This is a genomic window from Polaromonas hydrogenivorans (assembly GCF_040105105.1).
GTDB lineage: Bacteria > Pseudomonadota > Gammaproteobacteria > Burkholderiales > Burkholderiaceae_C > Polaromonas > Polaromonas hydrogenivorans.
Genome location: NZ_CP157677.1, coordinates 30,372 through 47,530 on the forward strand (window position 1 = coordinate 30,372; position 17,159 = coordinate 47,530).

At 66.4% G+C, this 17,159-nt stretch carries 13 protein-coding genes and 4 pseudogenes; 5 read left to right on the forward strand and 12 right to left on the reverse strand.

Annotated features, from left to right (window positions below):
* Window positions 1–26 precede the first annotated feature (26 nt).
* The 4 genes from tssJ to tagF are packed head-to-tail and all read left to right on the forward strand — an operon-like array spanning window position 27 to window position 6,248.
* Window positions 27–1,223 (forward strand): type VI secretion system lipoprotein TssJ, encoded by a 1,197-nt coding sequence (tssJ, locus tag ABLV49_RS22810; protein WP_349282651.1) that lies wholly within the window; start codon window positions 27–29, stop codon window positions 1,221–1,223.
* Window positions 1,211–2,347 (forward strand): DotU/TssL family secretion system protein, encoded by a 1,137-nt coding sequence (locus tag ABLV49_RS22815; RefSeq protein WP_349282652.1) that lies wholly within the window; start codon window positions 1,211–1,213, stop codon window positions 2,345–2,347. The genes tssJ and ABLV49_RS22815 overlap by 13 nt, the downstream gene beginning before the upstream one ends.
* On the forward strand, window positions 2,344–5,667 hold the full coding sequence (gene tssM, locus ABLV49_RS22820; protein WP_349282654.1) for a type VI secretion system membrane subunit TssM: 3,324 nt from the start codon (window positions 2,344–2,346) through the stop codon (window positions 5,665–5,667). Before ABLV49_RS22815 ends, tssM begins: the two co-directional genes overlap by 4 nt.
* On the forward strand, window positions 5,661–6,248 hold the full coding sequence (tagF, locus tag ABLV49_RS22825) for a type VI secretion system-associated protein TagF (protein WP_349282655.1): 588 nt from the start codon (window positions 5,661–5,663) through the stop codon (window positions 6,246–6,248). Before tssM ends, tagF begins: the two co-directional genes overlap by 7 nt.
* On the opposite strand, the gene ABLV49_RS22830 is transcribed toward tagF, so the two are convergent.
* From ABLV49_RS22830 to ABLV49_RS22875, 10 genes and pseudogenes are all read right to left on the reverse strand, one after another.
* Window positions 6,212–6,952, reverse strand: a complete 741-nt coding sequence (locus ABLV49_RS22830) for a PP2C family protein-serine/threonine phosphatase (RefSeq protein ID WP_349282656.1) — start codon at window positions 6,950–6,952, stop codon at window positions 6,212–6,214. The genes tagF and ABLV49_RS22830 overlap by 37 nt on opposite strands.
* Window positions 6,934–8,334 carry a type VI secretion system-associated FHA domain protein TagH gene (gene tagH / locus ABLV49_RS22835; RefSeq protein WP_349282658.1) on the reverse strand — a complete coding sequence of 467 codons (1,401 nt, stop codon included), beginning with the start codon at window positions 8,332–8,334 and terminating at the stop codon, window positions 6,934–6,936. Before tagH ends, ABLV49_RS22830 begins: the two co-directional genes overlap by 19 nt.
* On the reverse strand, window positions 8,291–9,799 hold the full coding sequence (locus ABLV49_RS22840) for a serine/threonine-protein kinase (RefSeq protein WP_349282660.1): 1,509 nt from the start codon (window positions 9,797–9,799) through the stop codon (window positions 8,291–8,293). The genes tagH and ABLV49_RS22840 overlap by 44 nt, the downstream gene beginning before the upstream one ends.
* A 15-nt stretch (window positions 9,800–9,814) precedes the next feature.
* The gene (locus tag ABLV49_RS22845) at window positions 9,815–10,687 is read right to left on the reverse strand and encodes a Tll0287-like domain-containing protein (protein ID WP_349282662.1); all 873 of its coding nucleotides are present in this window, start codon (window positions 10,685–10,687) and stop codon (window positions 9,815–9,817) included.
* A 63-nt stretch (window positions 10,688–10,750) separates the two neighbouring features.
* Window positions 10,751–11,767 carry a hypothetical protein gene (locus ABLV49_RS22850; protein WP_349282664.1) on the reverse strand — a complete coding sequence of 339 codons (1,017 nt, stop codon included), beginning with the start codon at window positions 11,765–11,767 and terminating at the stop codon, window positions 10,751–10,753.
* A 392-nt stretch (window positions 11,768–12,159) separates the two neighbouring features.
* Window positions 12,160–12,409 (reverse strand): annotated as a pseudogene (locus tag ABLV49_RS22855) (uroporphyrinogen-III C-methyltransferase); the annotation flags it as partial.
* Between the two features lie 642 nt (window positions 12,410–13,051).
* Entirely contained in the window at window positions 13,052–13,435 is a 384-nt protein-coding gene (locus ABLV49_RS22860) for a helix-turn-helix domain-containing protein (RefSeq protein ID WP_349282666.1), read from the reverse strand.
* A gap of 12 nt (window positions 13,436–13,447) precedes the next feature.
* Complete coding sequence (locus ABLV49_RS22865) at window positions 13,448–13,759, reverse strand: type II toxin-antitoxin system HigB family toxin (protein WP_349282668.1); 312 nt, start codon at window positions 13,757–13,759, stop codon at window positions 13,448–13,450.
* A gap of 290 nt (window positions 13,760–14,049) precedes the next feature.
* Window positions 14,050–15,126 (reverse strand): IS3 family transposase, encoded by a 1,077-nt coding sequence (locus tag ABLV49_RS22870; RefSeq protein WP_349276567.1) that lies wholly within the window; start codon window positions 15,124–15,126, stop codon window positions 14,050–14,052.
* Entirely contained in the window at window positions 15,123–15,638 is a 516-nt protein-coding gene (locus ABLV49_RS22875; RefSeq protein WP_349279284.1) for a transposase, read from the reverse strand. Before ABLV49_RS22875 ends, ABLV49_RS22870 begins: the two co-directional genes overlap by 4 nt.
* A gap of 48 nt (window positions 15,639–15,686) precedes the next feature.
* Between ABLV49_RS22875 and ABLV49_RS22880 the strand changes: the two are divergent.
* Window positions 15,687–16,163: pseudogene (locus tag ABLV49_RS22880) on the forward strand (ATP-binding protein); the annotation flags it as partial.
* A 198-nt stretch (window positions 16,164–16,361) separates the two neighbouring features.
* On the opposite strand, the pseudogene ABLV49_RS22885 reads toward ABLV49_RS22880, so the two are convergent.
* Both ABLV49_RS22885 and ABLV49_RS22890 read right to left on the reverse strand, forming a co-directional pair.
* Window positions 16,362–16,673: pseudogene (locus ABLV49_RS22885) on the reverse strand (IS110 family transposase); the annotation flags it as partial.
* Window positions 16,674–16,788: 115 nt separating this feature from the next.
* Window positions 16,789–17,079: pseudogene (locus tag ABLV49_RS22890) on the reverse strand (Tn3 family transposase); the annotation flags it as partial.
* Between the last annotated feature and the right edge of the window lie 80 nt (window positions 17,080–17,159).

Sequence of the window (17,159 nt, forward strand, 5' to 3'; positions counted from 1 at the left end):
TTAACTGTCGAACTCGGGTTGCCCGCATGAGTCGCCGTCGCTTGCTCGCCTGTCTCGCTCTCGTACCTGTGTTGTGCAGAGGGGTATGCCATGCTCAACCGCAGGCCCAGGTCCAAACCCCCAGGCAACGCCGCGTCGCACTCGTGATCGGCAACGGGCGCTACCCCGAAATTCCGCTGAACAATCCCGAGCACGACGCTCGCCTGGTCGCGCAGACCTTGCGCAGTCTCGGTTTCGAAGTGGGCGAGTACCTCAATCTCAATGCCCGTGACTTCAAGCGCGTGCTGCGGGAATTCGCCCGCCGACTGGACGACGACCAGGTCGCGTCGGTCTTCTACTACGCCGGCCACGGCGTACAGATCGGCGGGCGCAACTACCTGCTGCCGGTCGACATCGCGCTGCGGGACGAAGCCGAAGTGCGCGACGAGGCCATTGATCTGCAGGAAGCGCTGCTCGCGCATGTTGACCGGGTGCGTCCACGCGCCCGCATCTTCGTCATCGACGCCTGCCGCAATGACCCCTTCGCGGCGCGCGGGCGGGCTTCGCCCCAGGCCAACGGCCTGGCCGAGATGACTGCGCCGGGCGCCCTCATCGCGTTTTCCGCAGCCCCGGGCGGAGTCGCCGAGGACGGCCCGGTCGGCGGCAACAGCATTTACACGCGTCACCTCGTCACCGAGCTGCGTACCGTTGGCATCGAAGTCGAGGAAATGATGAAGGCAGTACGCATCAAGGTGCTGCGCGACACCGCTCAGCGCCAGATCCCGTGGGTCAACACCTCGATGGTCGTGAATTTCATGTTCAACCCCGGTGCGGCACCGGTACTCGCCGGGCCAAAACGCAACCTGCAGTTGCTCGTGCAGGCGCAGCGCAGCCTGAACACCGACGCGCGCAACGTGTCGGCCTCGTTGGCGCTGCGGGTGTATGTGCTGCGCGATGCGAGCGGATTTGAGAAGGCGAGTTTCGACAGCCTTTACGACGATGACGAGGCGACCCTCGGGTCGAACGTGCTGGTGCGCGAAAGCCTGCACCTGCGTCCTGGCGAGGCGCGGGAGCTGACCCTTGAGCTCAGCAGCGACGCGCGTGCCGTCGCGGTGTTCGGTGCGTTTCGGGAAATCGAGCACTCGCAGTGGCGTGCCATCCTGCCGTTGCCGGTTGGCACGCTGGCACCGCGCGCACGGGTCGAAGTCCAAGCGCGTCAGTTGCAAGTGGGGTGGGCGAAGTGACGCCGTCCGGCGCCGTGGCCGCGCCGCCGGCGACCGCAGAGCCGGATGCCGTCGACGAACCGTCGGCCGCGCGCGCGCTGCGCACCCAGGCGCTTCCCCTCGTCGCATTGATGGCACGCTTGCGGGATGCGACTCCCGCCGACCCGGCCGCACTGCGCCGCAGTCTGGCGGCAGCGGTGAACCGGTTCGAGGCTGGTGCTCGCCTGGCAGGCGTGGACGAGGCCGGCGTCGCGGCCGCGAGCTACGTGCTGTGCGCCTGGGGAGATGAGCAGTTCGGCGTGGCGCCCTGGGGTGCCGGAGGCGCCGGACTGCTGCAGCGCTTTCACGGCGAGGCCGAGGGCGGCGACAAGCTGTTGCGCCTGCTGACGCGGCTGGCCGAAAAGCCGCGCGAGCACCACGCGCTGCTCGAACTCTTCCACACCTGCCTGAGTCTCGGGCTGCGCGCGCGCATGGGCCTGGACAACCGCGACCACGAAACCCTGCGCTCGCGTGTGCACCTCGCGCTGCAACAGGTGGCGCCGGTTCCGGCGCTGGTGGCCCCTTGGCACTGCGCGGCGGCGGCTGCCAGCCCGCCGCGGGTGCCACGCGTCGCGTTGCCGGCGGTGCTGCTGCTCGGCGTGCTTGCCGTGGGCGTCTACAGTGCCAGCCAGCTGCAGCTTGCGACGCGCGTTGACGGCGTGCTGGCGTCGTTGCAGCAACTCGTGCCGGCACGCACGGCCATGGCGGTGCCCGTAGCGGCCACGCCGACGACGACGCCGCGGCTGGCCTCGAAGCTGCGTGACGACATCGACGCCGGCCGGTTGTCAGTCCGCGACGAGGCGCTGCACAGCGTGGTCGTGATCGGTGCTGACGCGCTGGGCGATGCCACCGGCCCGTTGACGCGCCTCGGCGCAGCGCTGACGAAGCTGCCGGGCAAGGTAGTTGTCGTCGGCTACACCGATGGCAGCGATCCCCCGACGGCTCGCACGCCCTCGGCCTGGCATCAGGCGATGGAATGGGCGCGCGGCGTCGCCGATGTCTTGCGGCCACAACTCGGCGATGCGCGGCTCGCGGTCGAGGCCCGCGTCGACACCACGGCCGGCAAGCCGCTGCGCCGGGTCGAGATCGTCCTGTTTCCGAAATGAAAGCGCCAACCCGCTTCGTGCAAAGCGCCGTGAATCTCGGCGCGGCCAGCACCCTGCTGTGGTTCGCGGCCCCGCTGCTCGCCTTCGGCACCTGGCACCCCTTCGACGACATGCGCGCACGCGTTGCCTTGCTGGCGCTGGCCGCGCTGCTGCTGCTGGGCAGGCGCGGGCTGCGCATGCTGCTGGCCCGGCGGCGCAACGAGCGCCTCCTCAAGAGCCTCGAATCCGGCGATGCCGGCCCTGAACTCAGCCAGCGTTTCCGCCAGGCCCTGGCGATGTTGCGCCAGGGCATCGAGGCGCAGGGCACCCACCGCTGGTGGCAGGCCCGGCGACAAGTGCAGCAGCTGCCCTGGTACCTGATCATCGGCGCGCCCGGGGGCGGCAAGACCACGGCGCTGCTGCATTCGGGTCTGCGCTTTCCGCTCGCCGAACGGCTCGGGCGCGACCCGCTCGCGGGGTGTGGCGGCACGCGCCAATGCGACTGGTGGTTCAGCCAGGACGCCGTGTTCATCGACACGGCGGGACGCTATACGACACAGGACAGTGACGCCGCGGTCGACGCCCAGGAATGGCAGCAGTTCCTTGCGCTGCTGCGCCGGCACCGGCCATTGCAGCCGATCAATGGCGTGATCGTCAGCGTCAGCGTGCCCGACCTGCTGCACGGCGGCGTAGAACTCGCGCGCCAGGCGGCTGCGGTCGCGGCGCGTCTGAACGAACTGCGCCGCGAGCTCGATCTCGCCTTTCCGATCTATCTGCTGGTGACCAAGGCCGACCTGCTCGCCGGCTTTGTCGAAACCTTCGGCGATCTCGACGCCGCAGAGCGCGAGCAGCTCTGGGGCCTGGTGTTCGACGCCGATGTGGCCGGCATCCCGGCCGATCTTGGGCCGCGCCTGGCCGACCTCGCGCAGCGCCTGGCGCGGCGCAGCCCCGAAGCACTGCAGCATGAACGCACGCCGCAGCGCCGCCTGCCGATCTACGCCTTCGCGGCACAGTTCGAAGCCCTGCTCGCACCCCTCGAAGAGTTCGTGCGCAAGGCCTTCGACGGCATTGCCGCCGAACCGGCGCAACGCCTGCGCTCGATCGCGCTGACGAGCGGCACCCAGGAGGGCAATCCGATCGACCGGGTGATCGGCGAACTCGCACGCAGCCACGGCTTGGCGCTGAAGCCGCTGGCGCGACCCGATGCCGGCGGCAAATCGTTCTTCCTGCACGCGCTGTTGAAGCGCCTGGTGATCGCCGAAGCGCCGCTGGCAGGTCAGCGGCTGCAGCGGCTGCGGCTGCGTCGGCGAGCCGCCATGGTCGGCGCCGGCTTTGCCGGCGCCGCGCTGCTCGCCGCCTCTGCGCTGTGGTGGCAGAGCTACCGGCGCAACCTCGACTATGTGGACAGTGTGCGCACGCGCGTCGAGCAGCTGACTCAGCGCATCGGCGCGCTGGAATCGGCAGGCCTCGAGCAGGTGCTGCCGCTCTATTCTCTGCTCGAGCGCCTGGCCGCGAACGATGGCATCGATCCGAATGAACCGCCCGCCGGCTTCGGCTTCGGGCTGTTCCAGGGGCCGCGGCTGGCGCGCTCGGCGGAGCAGGCCTACCGTGAGATGCTCGATCGCAGCCTGGCGCCGCTGCTCATCAAGCGGTTGCGCCGCGACCTGCGCGAGGCCGAGGACAGCGCGACGCGTTACGAGGCGCTGCGCGCTTCATTGATGCTCGCCAGCCCGGCGCGGCTGGTGCGCGGCGAGTTGCGACGCTGGGGCGAGCAAGCGCTGGTACAGGCGAGCGGCGCTGGCGAACGGGCCGAATGGGCGCGCCATGTCGAGACCCTGCTCGAGCGCAGCGGGCTGCCCGAGGCGATGCGCTCCGACGATGCCGGGGTGCGCGCAGCGCGCAGCGCCCTCGCGGCGCTGCCGCTGGCGCAGCGCGTGCACGAGCGCTTGCTGCGACGCGTTTCCGACCCCGAGCCGCCGCAGGATCTGCCGACGCGCCTGGGCGCGGCCAGCACCCTCATGTTCGCAGCGTCGGGCGCCGGGCCGATGCCGGCGCATTCAAGCGCCGGCGACTGGCGGCGCAAGCTCGTGCCGGCGCTGGAAGCGACGTTCGATGAACTCGCCAGCGAGGCAGACTGGGTGCTCGGCGACACCGGCAGCGACGTGCGGCGGCTGCACAAGGACCGCGCCTGGCGCGACGAGATCGCCACCCAGGTCGGCACGCGCCAGGCCCAGCGCGTGATTGCCGCCTGGTCGCGCCAGCTCGATGCCCTTGCGCTGGCGCCCGGCACCGATGCGGAAGGCGCCTGGCGCCAGGCAACAGAACTCACGGGCCCCGATTCGCCTCTGCGCCGGCTCTTGACACGCCTGGCCGACGAGTTCAGCCCGACCCCGCAGGGGGGCAGCACGGCCGAGGCCGCCTTCGATGGCGCGCTGCGGACACGCTTCGGCGCCCTGGGCGACTACGCGGCAGGCGCCGGACCGCAAGCGCTGGACCGCCTTCACGCCCTGGCCGCCGGCAAGCGCGACGAGAACGCCAATGCAGAGTTAGATGCGACCTTGCGCGCCGAGGCCGCCCGCGCGCCGGCCGCGCTGCGCAGGGTCTACGTCGGCCTGGGGACATTGATTCGCTCGCGCGGCGGCGCCAGGCCGAGTTTCGACGCCGCGCTGGCCGAGCTCGCGCAGACCTGCAGCGCGTTGACGCGCGAGCACTTCCCGTTCGGCGCCGCCGCGTCGCGCGACATAGCGCCGTCCGATTTCGCGCGCCTGTTCGGACCCGGCGGCCTGTTCGACGACTTCCGGCGCAACCAGTTGAGCGAACGCGTCGACACTTCGAGCCGGCCGTGGAAGGCGCGCAGCGCACCCGTCGATGCGAGCATGCCGGGTGCATTCGAGCAGGCGGCGGCGATCGGCACCCTGTTCTTCCCCGGGGGCGCACCGCTGCCCGAGCTCAAGCTGCGCCTCACGCCGCAGCGCATGGATGCTGAACTGCTGCAGTTCAGCATCGATGTCGATGGTCAGCTGCTGCGCTTCGAAAACGGCCCGACACGCTCCAAGGAACTGGTCTGGCCGGGACCGGCTACGACGCAGAAAGTGCTGATGCGGATCTTGCCGCCCGGCCCCGCCGGGGTCGGCGCCGAAGTCCATGAAGGTCCGTTCGCCTGGCTTCGGGTGCTGTTGCGCGGCGACTGGAAGGGCGAGCGGGGCGCGCCAGCGCGGCTGACCTTTGTCGTCGACACACGCACCCTCGACGTCGAAGCGAGCGCATCCGGCGCGCCCGAGGCCGACATCTGGACCCTCCGGGAGCTGGCGCGTTTTCGTTGCCCGCAAGCACGATGGTGAAGCCGCCGCCCGGTCGCGTGTCCTGGTACGGCAAGCTGCCCGCGCGCGGAGACTTCGTCGGCCGCGGCCTGCCGACACGCTGGCGCAGCGACTGGGACGCCTGGCTGCAGCGGGGCCTCGCCCTGGCCGCCACGAGGCTCGAAGGCGCCGCGCTGCGCGAACGCCTGGGCGCCTTCGCGCCGTGGCGCTATCTGGCGCTGCCGGCGCCTGGCGAGATCTGGTGCGGCATCCTCGTGCCTTCGCACGACCGTGTCGGACGCGCTTTTCCGCTGACACTGGCCGAGCGCCTTGCCGCGCCAGCGCCGCCGCACGAAAGCGCCGCACGGCTCGCGTCGCTGCTCGACGCGGCAGCAGCAGGACCCGAAGCGCTCGAGGCGGCGATCGCCGCCTTGCCGCCGCGCTCCGAGCAGGAATTCAAACCCGCCGAGGCCTGGCCGTCGCAGCCGGCCAGCCTCTGGTGGCCGCTCGCTGCTGCGCACGACTTCGCTCCCCGCGCAGCGGCCTGGCCGCCGGAGCCGGCGCTGCTGCTCGAATTGCTCGATATTCAACCTGCCGCGCACCAGATCGCGAGCGCCGAATAGTTGTCCTGGTCGCTGCGGTCGGCTTGCTGCACGCCCGCTTCGAGGCGCTCGAGCCAGGCCTGGGCGCCGCTGCAGCCGACCACGCTGCGCGCCATCGCAACATCGTCGAAGGCCGACCACAGGCCGTCGCTGCACAGCAGCAGCGCATCGCCGGAAGCGAGCACTTGCGGGGTTTGCAGGACCTCGAAGTCGAAGCCTTCGGGCGAGCCGAGCGCCGAAGTCAGCTGCCCCGAGGCGGTGACGGTCGCCTTCAGTCCGGCGTCGCGCAAGCGCTGTTCGAGGCTTTGATCGCGCGTGCGCCCGAGCAATCGGGCGTCATGCCAGTGGTACAGGCGCGAATCGCCGGCATGGGCCCACAGCGCCGCTCCGCTGTACAGGTCGAGCAGCAGCACGACGATGGTGGTGCGCATGTCGGCAGTCAGGGTGCCGGCAACCTGTTGCGCGGCGACTGCATCGTTCGCCCCCTGGACAAGCTGTTGAAGCGCATTCAAGCTGACCTCGGGATGGAGCGCGAAGGCTTCAAGCACATGCGTCACGGCCGTGCGCGATGCCGCCTGGCCGCCGCCGTGCCCGCCAGCGCCATCGCACAGGACGGCCACCACGCAGCCGGCGCCTTCCCAATAGCCGAACGCATCTTCGTTGCACGGGCGCCGGCCGGTTTGCGACAGCGCGGCGAACGCGACGCTCAACGCCCGTTCGGCCATGGAGCCTCCGGCGGTGTGGGGTTGGCGTCGTCGCCGAGGTGCGACTGGGCTTCATAGGCACGCAGGAATTCCCGTCCAAAGATCGTCTCGAAGTCGTCATCCAGGTGCTCGAGCAACTGAGCGTGCTGCATTCGGTGGCGCTGCCAGAGGGCCGCGGCGCGGAGCAAGGGCAGGCGAGACATACCGTGCGCCGGCCCCTCCCCGTTCTCGGCTGCCTCGGGACCCAGCCGGGAGAAGAGCTCGAACACCGCCGCGCGCATGCCGGCCACCATCGCCACTTGGTGTATCAGCAGGTCGTGATGCGCGTCGTGCAACGCCGCCACGGGGTCGAGGAAGCCGGGGCTCGCGTCACGCTGCAGCATTCGAGTCAACGCTTCGGTCGCGTCCGGCGAGAACTTCAGGGGGTTGTTCTGGCGCGGCGCGATGTGCGTACCCTCGGCGCGCATGTGGCGTTTCGCGACCGCGCGGCTTTGCAGCAGCGCAAGCGTGCCTTCAGCCGTCGCCCGCAGCAGCGCGCCGAGGTGTTCCATCCAGGCCGGCGTGAGCAGCGCCACCGGGGCGCCAAGGCCGGCGCCGCGAGCGAAAGCCGCCGCAAGCTCAAGCAGTTCTGGCGCCTGCGTTGCCGAAGGTCGCGCGACGCTCTGCGCTGCAGGGATTTCTGCGGGGGTCGGGTGCAAGCCCGAGGCAGCCGGACGGCCAGCTGGCGCCGACGCCGGCGGAAAAGACGCTGGCGGTGTCGATCCGGCTGCCGCGGCGGGCGGTGGCCGGGATGTCACTACTGGCACAGGGGCCTGCAGGGGCGGCGTTGCCGGTGGCATCAAGGGCGCACTCGGCAACGGTGTGGCGGTGCGCACGACATGCCGACTCGTCTGCCAGGACACCACCGCGCTGGTTGCCGCCGCCTCGGGCGAAGGTGCAATGGCCGGCAGCGGCGATTCGGCAGCGAGCGGATCGAGCGCTTCGTCCAGATCGAACCAGCGATCCAGACGCGAGCGCTGCGCAGCCGTCGCCGCCACGGGCTCGACGGCGAGCTCGAACCCGCCGATGCGCAAGCGGTCGCCTACCAACAGGGCATGTTCGCCGCCCGGGTCGAGCTGCATGCCGTTCACCCACAAGGGTGCGCTGCTGCTGATGCAGCGTACGCGCGCGGCCTGGCCGACCGCGATCACTTGTGCATGCTGGCGCGACACCATGCGCAGCGGGTCAGCCAGCGCCAGGCCGCAATCGACGGAGCGGCCGATCGTGAGGCCCTCGGGCGGCAACGCAAGCGCCGTCGCATCGGGTTCGGTGGCGCCAGGTCGGCGCGTGACACGCAGCGCGATCATGGCGATTTCGAATTCAGCCGAGGGCACGCCACAAGTCGGCCTGAACTCGGCGGGCATCGATGCTCGGCGTGAGTTGTTCGATCACGCGGGCGACGAATTGCTCGCGGGTCTGCGAATTCGCTGCGCAGCGCTTGGCAACCACCCGCGCAATCGGGCCCAGCGAGGAAAGGAGTGCGGCGGCGGCCCTGTCGACATCACCCTGGCGCATCGGCACGCCGCTAGGCGCTTCGCCGCCGGCCTGAGTGGCCTGGGATTGGGTGGCCGCTGCCGATACCGCAGCATTAGTGCGGGGCGCGCCGGCCTTGGCCAAAAAGCGCTCGCGCGCTTCAAAATCGACGATCGAGCCGGCGACGGCCTGGCGCACTGCCGCCAGCGAGGTCAACCCGCGTGCGGCGCGGCGCACCAGCACGCGCGCCACAGGCCCGACATGCTCGGCCAGTTCGCGTTCGACCTGCGCCAGCGCCGCAGTGTCCCATCCGGTGGGCACAGGGACCGATGACGCGCCGGTGCCGGGCAGCGACTTCGAGGGCGTCGGGGAAATCGATGCCGAGCTGCCTGGCGACGCGGCCGGTCGGAACTCCGGCCCGCAGGAGCCGGACGAGCCACGCTCCGGGGCGACGGCCGGTTTCGCCTCAAGGCCTTCGTGCCGGGGAGCAAGCACGATGTCGGCCGGGAGCACGTCTGGCAACGCCTGCGTGGCAAGCGCCGTCAGCGCCGTTCGCATCGCCAGGGCGCTCGAATAGCGCTGCGCCGGATCCTTCGCCAGCGCTCGGTCGAGCACCGCATCGAACGGCTCAAGCGCGACGTCGTTCATTACCTGGCTCAGCGGCTTGTGCGGCTCGTAGACGATCTTGTACATGATCGCCTGGTCCGTGCCGGAAAACGGCGTCGACCCGCTCAGCATCTGATAAAGCAGCACGCCCGCCGAGAACACATCGACGCGCCGGTCAACGTCGCGGTCGGTGTACTGCTCAGGGGCGATGTAGCCGGGCGACCCGATGACAGAAGTGCCGCGGGTCAGATTCGACGATTCGGTTCGCGCGATACCAAAATCGGTGATCTTGAGGCGCCCGTCATCGGCAATCAGCAGATTCTCCGGCTTGATATCGCGGTGCACGATGCCGCGCTCGTGGGCGTAATGCAAGCCGTCGAGCAGTTGCAGCATCAGGCACAGCACGTGCGCGACCTCAAGCTTGCGCGGCGCCTGGATATAGTCGCGCAGGTTTCGCCCGGCGACGTACTCCATGACGATATAGGCGCAGTCGTTTTCTTCGCCGAACTGGTAGACCTGGACGATGTTGCGGTGCGTCAGTCGCCCTGCCGCCTTGGCTTCTACACGAAAGCGCGCTGCCACGTTCGGTTCGTCGTCGCTCGATTCGAGCAGGCGACGGTGGATCGTCTTGATCGCCACCGGACGGTCGATGGCTGGGTCGTGCGCCAGGTACACCATGCCCATCGCGCCCGAGCCGATCACGCCGCGGATCAGGTACGGACCGACACAAGATGGGGTGGGTGCGGTCATATGCGTGATGAAAGCTTAGGCGTCGAGCATTTTTATGGCCTGATCGAGGCTGTGACGCATGCGCGTAAACGAATGCGCTAGCGTCCCGATTTCGTCACGCCCATGCGTCGCGAATTCCGGGACATCGAGCTCGCCCAGGCTGACGCGGTTGGCCAGCTTTGACAGGGCCGTCACCGGTCGGATCACGAGCAGGTAGAGCATTAGGTTCAACACAATGCCGATGGCTACGAAAATGCCTATGAGCGAAGCCATGAAGACCTTGAAAGCCTGCCCGGCGCGCGCTAGCGGCACCACCATGGGCACCGACACCACCTGCGCGCCGACCACTTCATTCATCTGCCAGCCGAAACCATTGGCCTGACCGTATTTGTCGATCAGCGTGCGCGGCGCCGCCTCGACCGTGCTGTGGCATTGCAGGCAGGCGGCGTTCGTGATGCGCAACGGGCGCGCGATGTAGAGCGTCCGCCCGGTACCCGACTCGCGCTCGCCAACGAACTCCTTCTGGTCGGCCTGGCTGCGAAAACGATTCACGATGTCGGCTTCCCAGTCGACCGCCCGATCGCGCGGGTTGGTCGGATTTAGGGTCGCTTCCTTGTAGTGGAAGTCGGGGAAGCTTTTGGCCAGCGTCGCCAGCACTTCGGTGGCGGCATAGGCCGGTATCGTCTGGGGCAGGAAGGTGTACTTCATCTGCGTTTCAAGCAGCGGGCGGATTTGGTCGTTGGTGTAAGTGCGTATCGCCACCGCCTTTTCCATCGTCAGGCGCGCGTGGTCGAGCACTTCCTGCTTGGCGTTGCTTTGCAGTAGGTCATAGGAAACCTTGCCGGCACCGATCACACCGGCGACGAAGACAACTAAGAAGATCAGATTGAACTTAAGTAGAAGGCGCATGAAAGGTTCTCCAGTTCTGGCTGTCAGCAGTCGCTAGGTTGCGGCAAGACGCGCGGCGGTTCACTATGGTTTACCCCTGCCGGCATTGGTGGCCGCCGCGGCGGCGGCGCGGACGGCCTGGCGTGTGGCCTCCCGTGCGCGCCGGCGCTCAGCCTCTTCTGCGATGCGGCGCGCATAACCCTCGGGGTCTGCATAGGGTTCCCATTCGGGGTGCTGCGCTAGACCGGCCTTGGCCGCCGCGCGGAAGGTCAGGTCGGCTGCGCGTGGCCGCCACAACGGCAGCAGCGGCAGGCGAAGCGCCGGCTCGGTGCGCAGCCAGGCGGCCACATCGGTGTAAGCAATCTCGCCTAGCGCCTTGGGTTGGACGTTGCGCTTGGCGAACTGCTCGCCGCGCGCGGGCAGCCGGTCCCGGAACTGGCGTGGCACCTTGGCCAGGAACTCAGGCGCGGCACGTCGCGCGACCGTCGGTGCGGCCCCTTCACGCCTTTGTGCGAAGTCACCGCTGGCCAGTTGCGCGACGGTGCGCCCACCATCGCGCGGCGTCAGCTTGGCGGCGCCGCTTTCCAGGAACACCTCGTATTGCGTGCCTGTCGTGTAGACGACGATGGTGGCTGCCTGCGTCGCGATCTCGAAGGCAGGGCTTGCGTAACTGAAGGCCCCGCCGCTGCTGGTCTTGAGCCAGCCCTGGAGCAGATACAGCGGCTGCGGCGTCAGCCCCTTGCCAACGCGAGGCCGCAACATCAGCCTGGTCGATTCACCGACACCGACAAGGACCCCTGCGGGAAGTTCGATCTGGACGAAAGCACCGGGTGCTGTCTCGATGATGTCCTGCTCATTCAACGCCACGCCCTCGGCGAGCGTGTAGCGCGTGATCTGGCGGATCAGCGTGGCGCCGCCTTCGACGATGCCGACCACGCCGGTAGGGTGCGCGCAGGCCAGCGACAACGCGAGTAGGCTGTCAACGCACGGTTGCGCGCAGGCCAGTGACCACGAGAGCAGGCTGGCGACGCACAGCAGGGGCGACCTGAACGATATTCTTGTGAGCCGCACGACGTTACCTCCGCTGAAAGGGAGCATCATTGGACTGGTTGTCAGCCAAATGACAGCCTCAATGTTACTCAAGTCCCGCGCAGTGCGTTTGTATTTCTGCTGAAGAGAGCCCATCACAGGGGTCACCGAGCGCCCCGGTCAAGCAATCGATTGCCGAGCTCCCGTGCGCTAACTGACCAGCGCCCTGGGTTTGGCCATGGCGCCCGCCGGTACCCCAGCGGCGATGATTGCGCGGCTGAACGCCGAGATCAACAAGGCCTTGGCAGAAACGGCGCTTCCCAGCAACCATCACGGTCCGCCTTGCGACCGCCGTTCAGGCAGCCTGCTGCGACCCCAGAATCGCCTGCTTATTGATTCGGCCCTTTGAAGTCACTACTATTTTGTCATCTTACTGAGGGAAGTTTGTGTGGAAAGTTAAGACTTTACAGGGCCGGAGCAATAGGGGCCACGCCGCCGATAATGTCGCCGACGATGATGACCGCGGGGCTGGCGAACTGCTCACGCGCTATGGTGGCGTTAAGTTCGCCCAGGGTGGTCACCGCGTGGCGCTGGTCGGGCAGGCTGGTGCGCTGAACCACCGCCACGGGCGTGGAGGCCGGTAGGCCGGCGAGGGACTCCTGCTGGATGCGCGCCGCTGACGCTCATGTAAATCACGAGCGTGAGCTTGGCCGCTTGTGTCGCATCGGCCATTGATGAGCGTGATTTTGGTAGGGACAAGTGCCAGTTTCTCAAACAGGACACGTACAGGCTACCTTTACAACCAGCCATTTCCCCCAATACCTCCTGAACCCCTGCTCGAATCTTCCTCTCTCGCCTCAAGCGGGGGTGGGGAGGAGGAGCACAGCAAAAGGAAGCCCGTAGGTTTTGCGCCTTATCTTAGGGGTGTGTCTTAAAAAGGGAGAAGAAAATCGTTCATTTTCCGTTCATGCAACTAAATTTGACCCCAGTTTGCAAGTAAATCTGGCCCTACTTTTGACCGAACCCATCGAAGGCCTTTCAGGCGGCATAAAACGCCCCCAACAGCGGCGAAACCGTGTGGTCTGGCCTTTGCGCACCCAGACCCGTGCGCTATCACGGGTCAAAGTTGCTTGAAACCGCCATCAAGGGCCAGAATTGCTTGCAGTTCGATCGGCTGAAATTGTCGCTATGGGTGGTTTTTGCGCAATATTGACCCCAATTCAAGGGTTAAATTTACTTGTCTGAACGAATGCTGATGTAACTGGCAATTAAGAAAAGAAGGCGCCGCAAAGCAGCGCAGCATTGTTGGGCGTCTGCCCCAACTGCCATGTTAGACCGTTCGAGGAATTGGCAAGTTCAGGCGGCCAACATTTCTTCTTCTGCCTGACCGATCAGCACCTCAGCCGGGATGCCCATGCCTTTATGAATACGCCGGATCATGTGCAGGGTGAGCGGGCGCTTGCGCGCGAGCACTTCATAGACGCGGTTGAGCGGCCCGATGAAGGGCACCAGGTCTTTTACGCCCATGCCTGACTGATCCATGCGAAAGCGGATTGCCTCGATGGGGTCTGGCGGATCGATGGGGTAGTGCTCCGCTTCGTAGGCCTGCACCAACGTGCCAATCACCTCAAGGCGCTCACCCTCCGGCGATTCGCGGTCGGGATCAAGGTCAATGAGTGCGGACACCTCGCGCAGCGCGTCGCGGTAGTTGGCATCGGTGCGGATCGCTTTCACTTCCATGGTCGGGCTCCTTTACTTGAACTGGTCAACGGTCGCGGCATCGACCGCATCGTACTGCTTGTGCGTGCCGATGAATTTGATGAAAACATACTGCATCTTGTAGGCCACGGCAACGATCAAGCGATAGTCATTGCCCTTGATGTTGAACACCACGCGATTGTTTGCAATGATGCTTGCGTTGGCGTACCGGGCCTTCACGTCGGCGGGCATTGTCCACTTCGCTTTCTTCGCCTCATCGTGCCAGGCCGTCAGGGCAGCCTCGGCGTCCCGGTAGGCCGGGTCTTGGTAGAAAGCGGTCAGGTTTGAATTAGCGACTACGTGCATATAGAAAGTATAGTCCCAAATTGGTACTTATGCAATTGGGCAAGGCGCAACAGGCGTAAAAAAGCCCGCTGGGTGCGGGCTGGTGGAAATGGATGTAGGCCCAACAGTTGATTGAACACCTGGGTGGGCCTATGGAGCATGTATGGCGAATTACGACATGGACTCGCGCTACTGACTATGGAGAATGGACTGAAACGAAGCGGATCGGCCGATACAGAGGTTGACTGCGGCGCTGCGACAGCGGCAGTCACGGTGGCTGTCAAGGAAGTTGTCGCCTGAAGTGAAGTGAGTCAGGCTGTTTTTTGCTTGGATTCAGGCTCCTTGGTTTGTTGCTTGGTTTCTGGGTTGAGGTGCACGACATCGACATGCGCCCACTGGCGAGGCTGCCCTGACCAGCGCTGAGGATTTTCCTGGCGGGCCTGTTCATAGACGAGCGCGCGCTGCTCAAGCAGTGCCCGGTCCAGGCCGGCATGGCGCTGCGCCGGTGTCACGAAGCCAATGGCGCTGTGGCGATGCTCGTGGTTGTACCAATGGGCCAGCTCGGTGACCCAGCGCCTTGCGGCCAGCAGGTTCTCGAACGGCTTGACAGGCAGTTCGGGGCGGTACTTCAGCGTTCTGAACGCTGATTCGACGTACGGATTGTCATTGCTCACGGACGGACGGCTGCGCGTGTGCGCCACGCCCAGGCGCTGCATGGCCGCCAGCATGGTCTCGCCCTTCATGGGCGAGCCGTTGTCCGAATGCACCGTCAGCTGGCCCGGGCGAATGCCCTGGCTCTCACAGATGTCACGCAGCAACTGGCTGGCCAGCTCGGCGCTCTCGCAGTCAAACACCTGCCAGCCCACGATCTTGCGGCTGAACAAATCCTCGAACAGGTACAGGTAAAAGTGCTGGCCGCGCACCTGAGTGGGCAGATACGTGATATCCCAGCAGAACACCTGATCGGCTCCGGTGGCGGCAAGGGCGCGCGGCCGGCTTCGCTTTTGCGCTGCGCGCTCCGAGCGTCGATGGCCCAGTTGGCCCTGCTGTCGAAGTATTCGGTACATCGTGGACTCCGAGGCCACATAGACGCCGCGGTCGGCCAGGCGAGGCACGACTTGGCTCGGCGGCAAGTCCTTGAACGCTTCGCTGTTGAGCGTGGCCATCACCGCCTGGCGCTCGTCCTCGCGCAGCTTGTTGGGCGGGCACACATAGCGCCGCTTGCCCGAAGGACGCTGGTCGCCCTCGGCCGCCTGCGTGCGCTGCCAGCGCTGCACGCTACGGCAGGACAGCCCGATTTGATGGCAAGCCGGCTTCAAGCGCGCCCCGTCGGCGCAGGCCTTGCCGATCAGGCCGAGCAACTTTTGGCGCTGCTGGACGGACGTCATTTGTCCGCGCCCTCCAGCAGCGCCTGGAAGTTTTTTTGCAACACCAGCAAGGCGGCTACCTCGGCCAGCGCTTTTTCCTTGCGCCGCAATTCACGCTGGAGCTGCTCGTGCTGACGCTGGAGTTCTCGAAAGGCACCCGTTGCCTCGCGCGAGGCGGGCGCGACCGGGGTGCAAAACTCTTCGCGCCACTGCACCAACTGGTGCTCGAACACACCACGCTCGCGGCACCACGCCGCCAGTGCCGGGCCATTGAATGCGTAGCTTTCCTGCAGAGCCCTCAGGCGCTGCGATGGCGACCAAGATGCAGCCGGGCCGTCCAGCGCAGGGCTTGTCTCCCCGAGTGCCTGTTCGCCGGCCTTGGCCGAGTCCAGCACCCATCGCTTGAGGGTGCCGGCAGACATGTTCAGCTCGCTGGCAAGGCTCAGAATTGAACGCGCGCCGCGATGGCGGGCTTTGAGCAGTGCCTGCTCCTTGAATTCGGTGGAGTGATGGGAATGAGGTTTTCTGTGCATGAAATGTCGCTTGCGCTGCGGATAACCCGCGGAAAATCGGAGGCGACAACTAGTCTGACACAGGGGGGGCACGCCGTGCTGATCACCGGAGCCACCGGCGCGGGCAAGTCCTGGCTGGCGTGCGCGCTGGCCCAGCATGCCTGCCGGCGTGGCCACAGTGCGCTGTACCTGCGGGTTCCCCGCTTGGGCGAGGAACTGCGCATTCGCCACGCCAACGGCACCTTTACGCGCTGGCTGGACACGCTCAAAAACACGGACGTCTTGCTGCTCGACGACTGGGGCATGGCCGCCATGGACAGTCAAACCCGGGCCGATCTGCTGGAGATCATTGACGACCGGGCCAGCCAGCGCGCCACCGTCATTACCAGCCAGTTGCCCATTGAGCACTGGCACGAGTGGATAGGTGACCAAACTGTGGCCGATGCCATGCTTGATCGGCTCATGCAAAACCATCACCGCTTCACGCTCACGGGCGAATCGCTGCGTAAAAAAAACCCGCCCGCAAAAGGGATCGCCGACAAGTAGGCCCCCACGGCCAGGGGGCCTCCGGCGGCCTGGCAGGGGCCTATTCGTTCAAAAAATTCAATTCCACAGAAGGGCAAAACAGCCGGGAAAGCGGGCCGGCATAAAATCAAAACGCGCAACACCGACCCCCGGTCACGTTCGCCGGAATGCCGGTCACGTTGCCGGAATCAGCGGTCACGTTCACCGGAATACGCACTGCACGGCCTCGCAAATGGCGGCGGCATCGGCCGCGTCGTTCTTGCCCTGCTTGCCGGAAAGGCGGTAGGGCGCGACGAACTTGGGCGCCATCAGCCGCACGGTGTGGCCGTGGGCCGTGAACTGGCGCGCCCAGTGGTGGGCGCCCGAGCAGGCCTCCAGGCCAATGGTGCAGGTTGGCAGCGAGGCCACCAACTCCAGCAGCTTGCTGCGAGCCACGGACGGCTTGACCAGCGCAGGCTTGCCTGCTTCGTTGACGCCGTGGACGGCAAACACATTCTTGGCCAGGTCAATGCCAACAAAGACGATGCTCATGGTCTTTCCCCTTGCGGTGAGTGGATGAAAAGTTTGCGCTTCCCATCGTGGCACCAGGCGGCTGAACGGCACAACGCGGTAAAACCCGGAACCAGGGGGATGCCCCTTTCATTCGCTAAGCCGGTTGCAGCGGTCGTAACGGCCTGAACTTGCCCGGGCCGATCTTGGCGCTGCTGCGCCAGAGGTAATCGCCGGTTAGGTTGATGTGCTCCCAGCCGAGCGGCGACAGGTACTGCAACAGCGCGTCATCGACGCCTTGACCATTGCCACATAGCGCGTTCGCTGCGCGCTCCAGATAGACCGTATTCCACAAAACGACGGCCGCCGTCACCAGGTTGAGGCCGCTGGCCCGGTAGCGCTGCTGCTCAAAACTGCGGTCGCGGATTTCGCCCAGCCGGTTGAAGAACGTAAGCAATGGGATGAACGCCCCCACCCATAACGGCATCGTTGTGCCAAAGTGGAGACGTTGATCAACCACTTGAACTG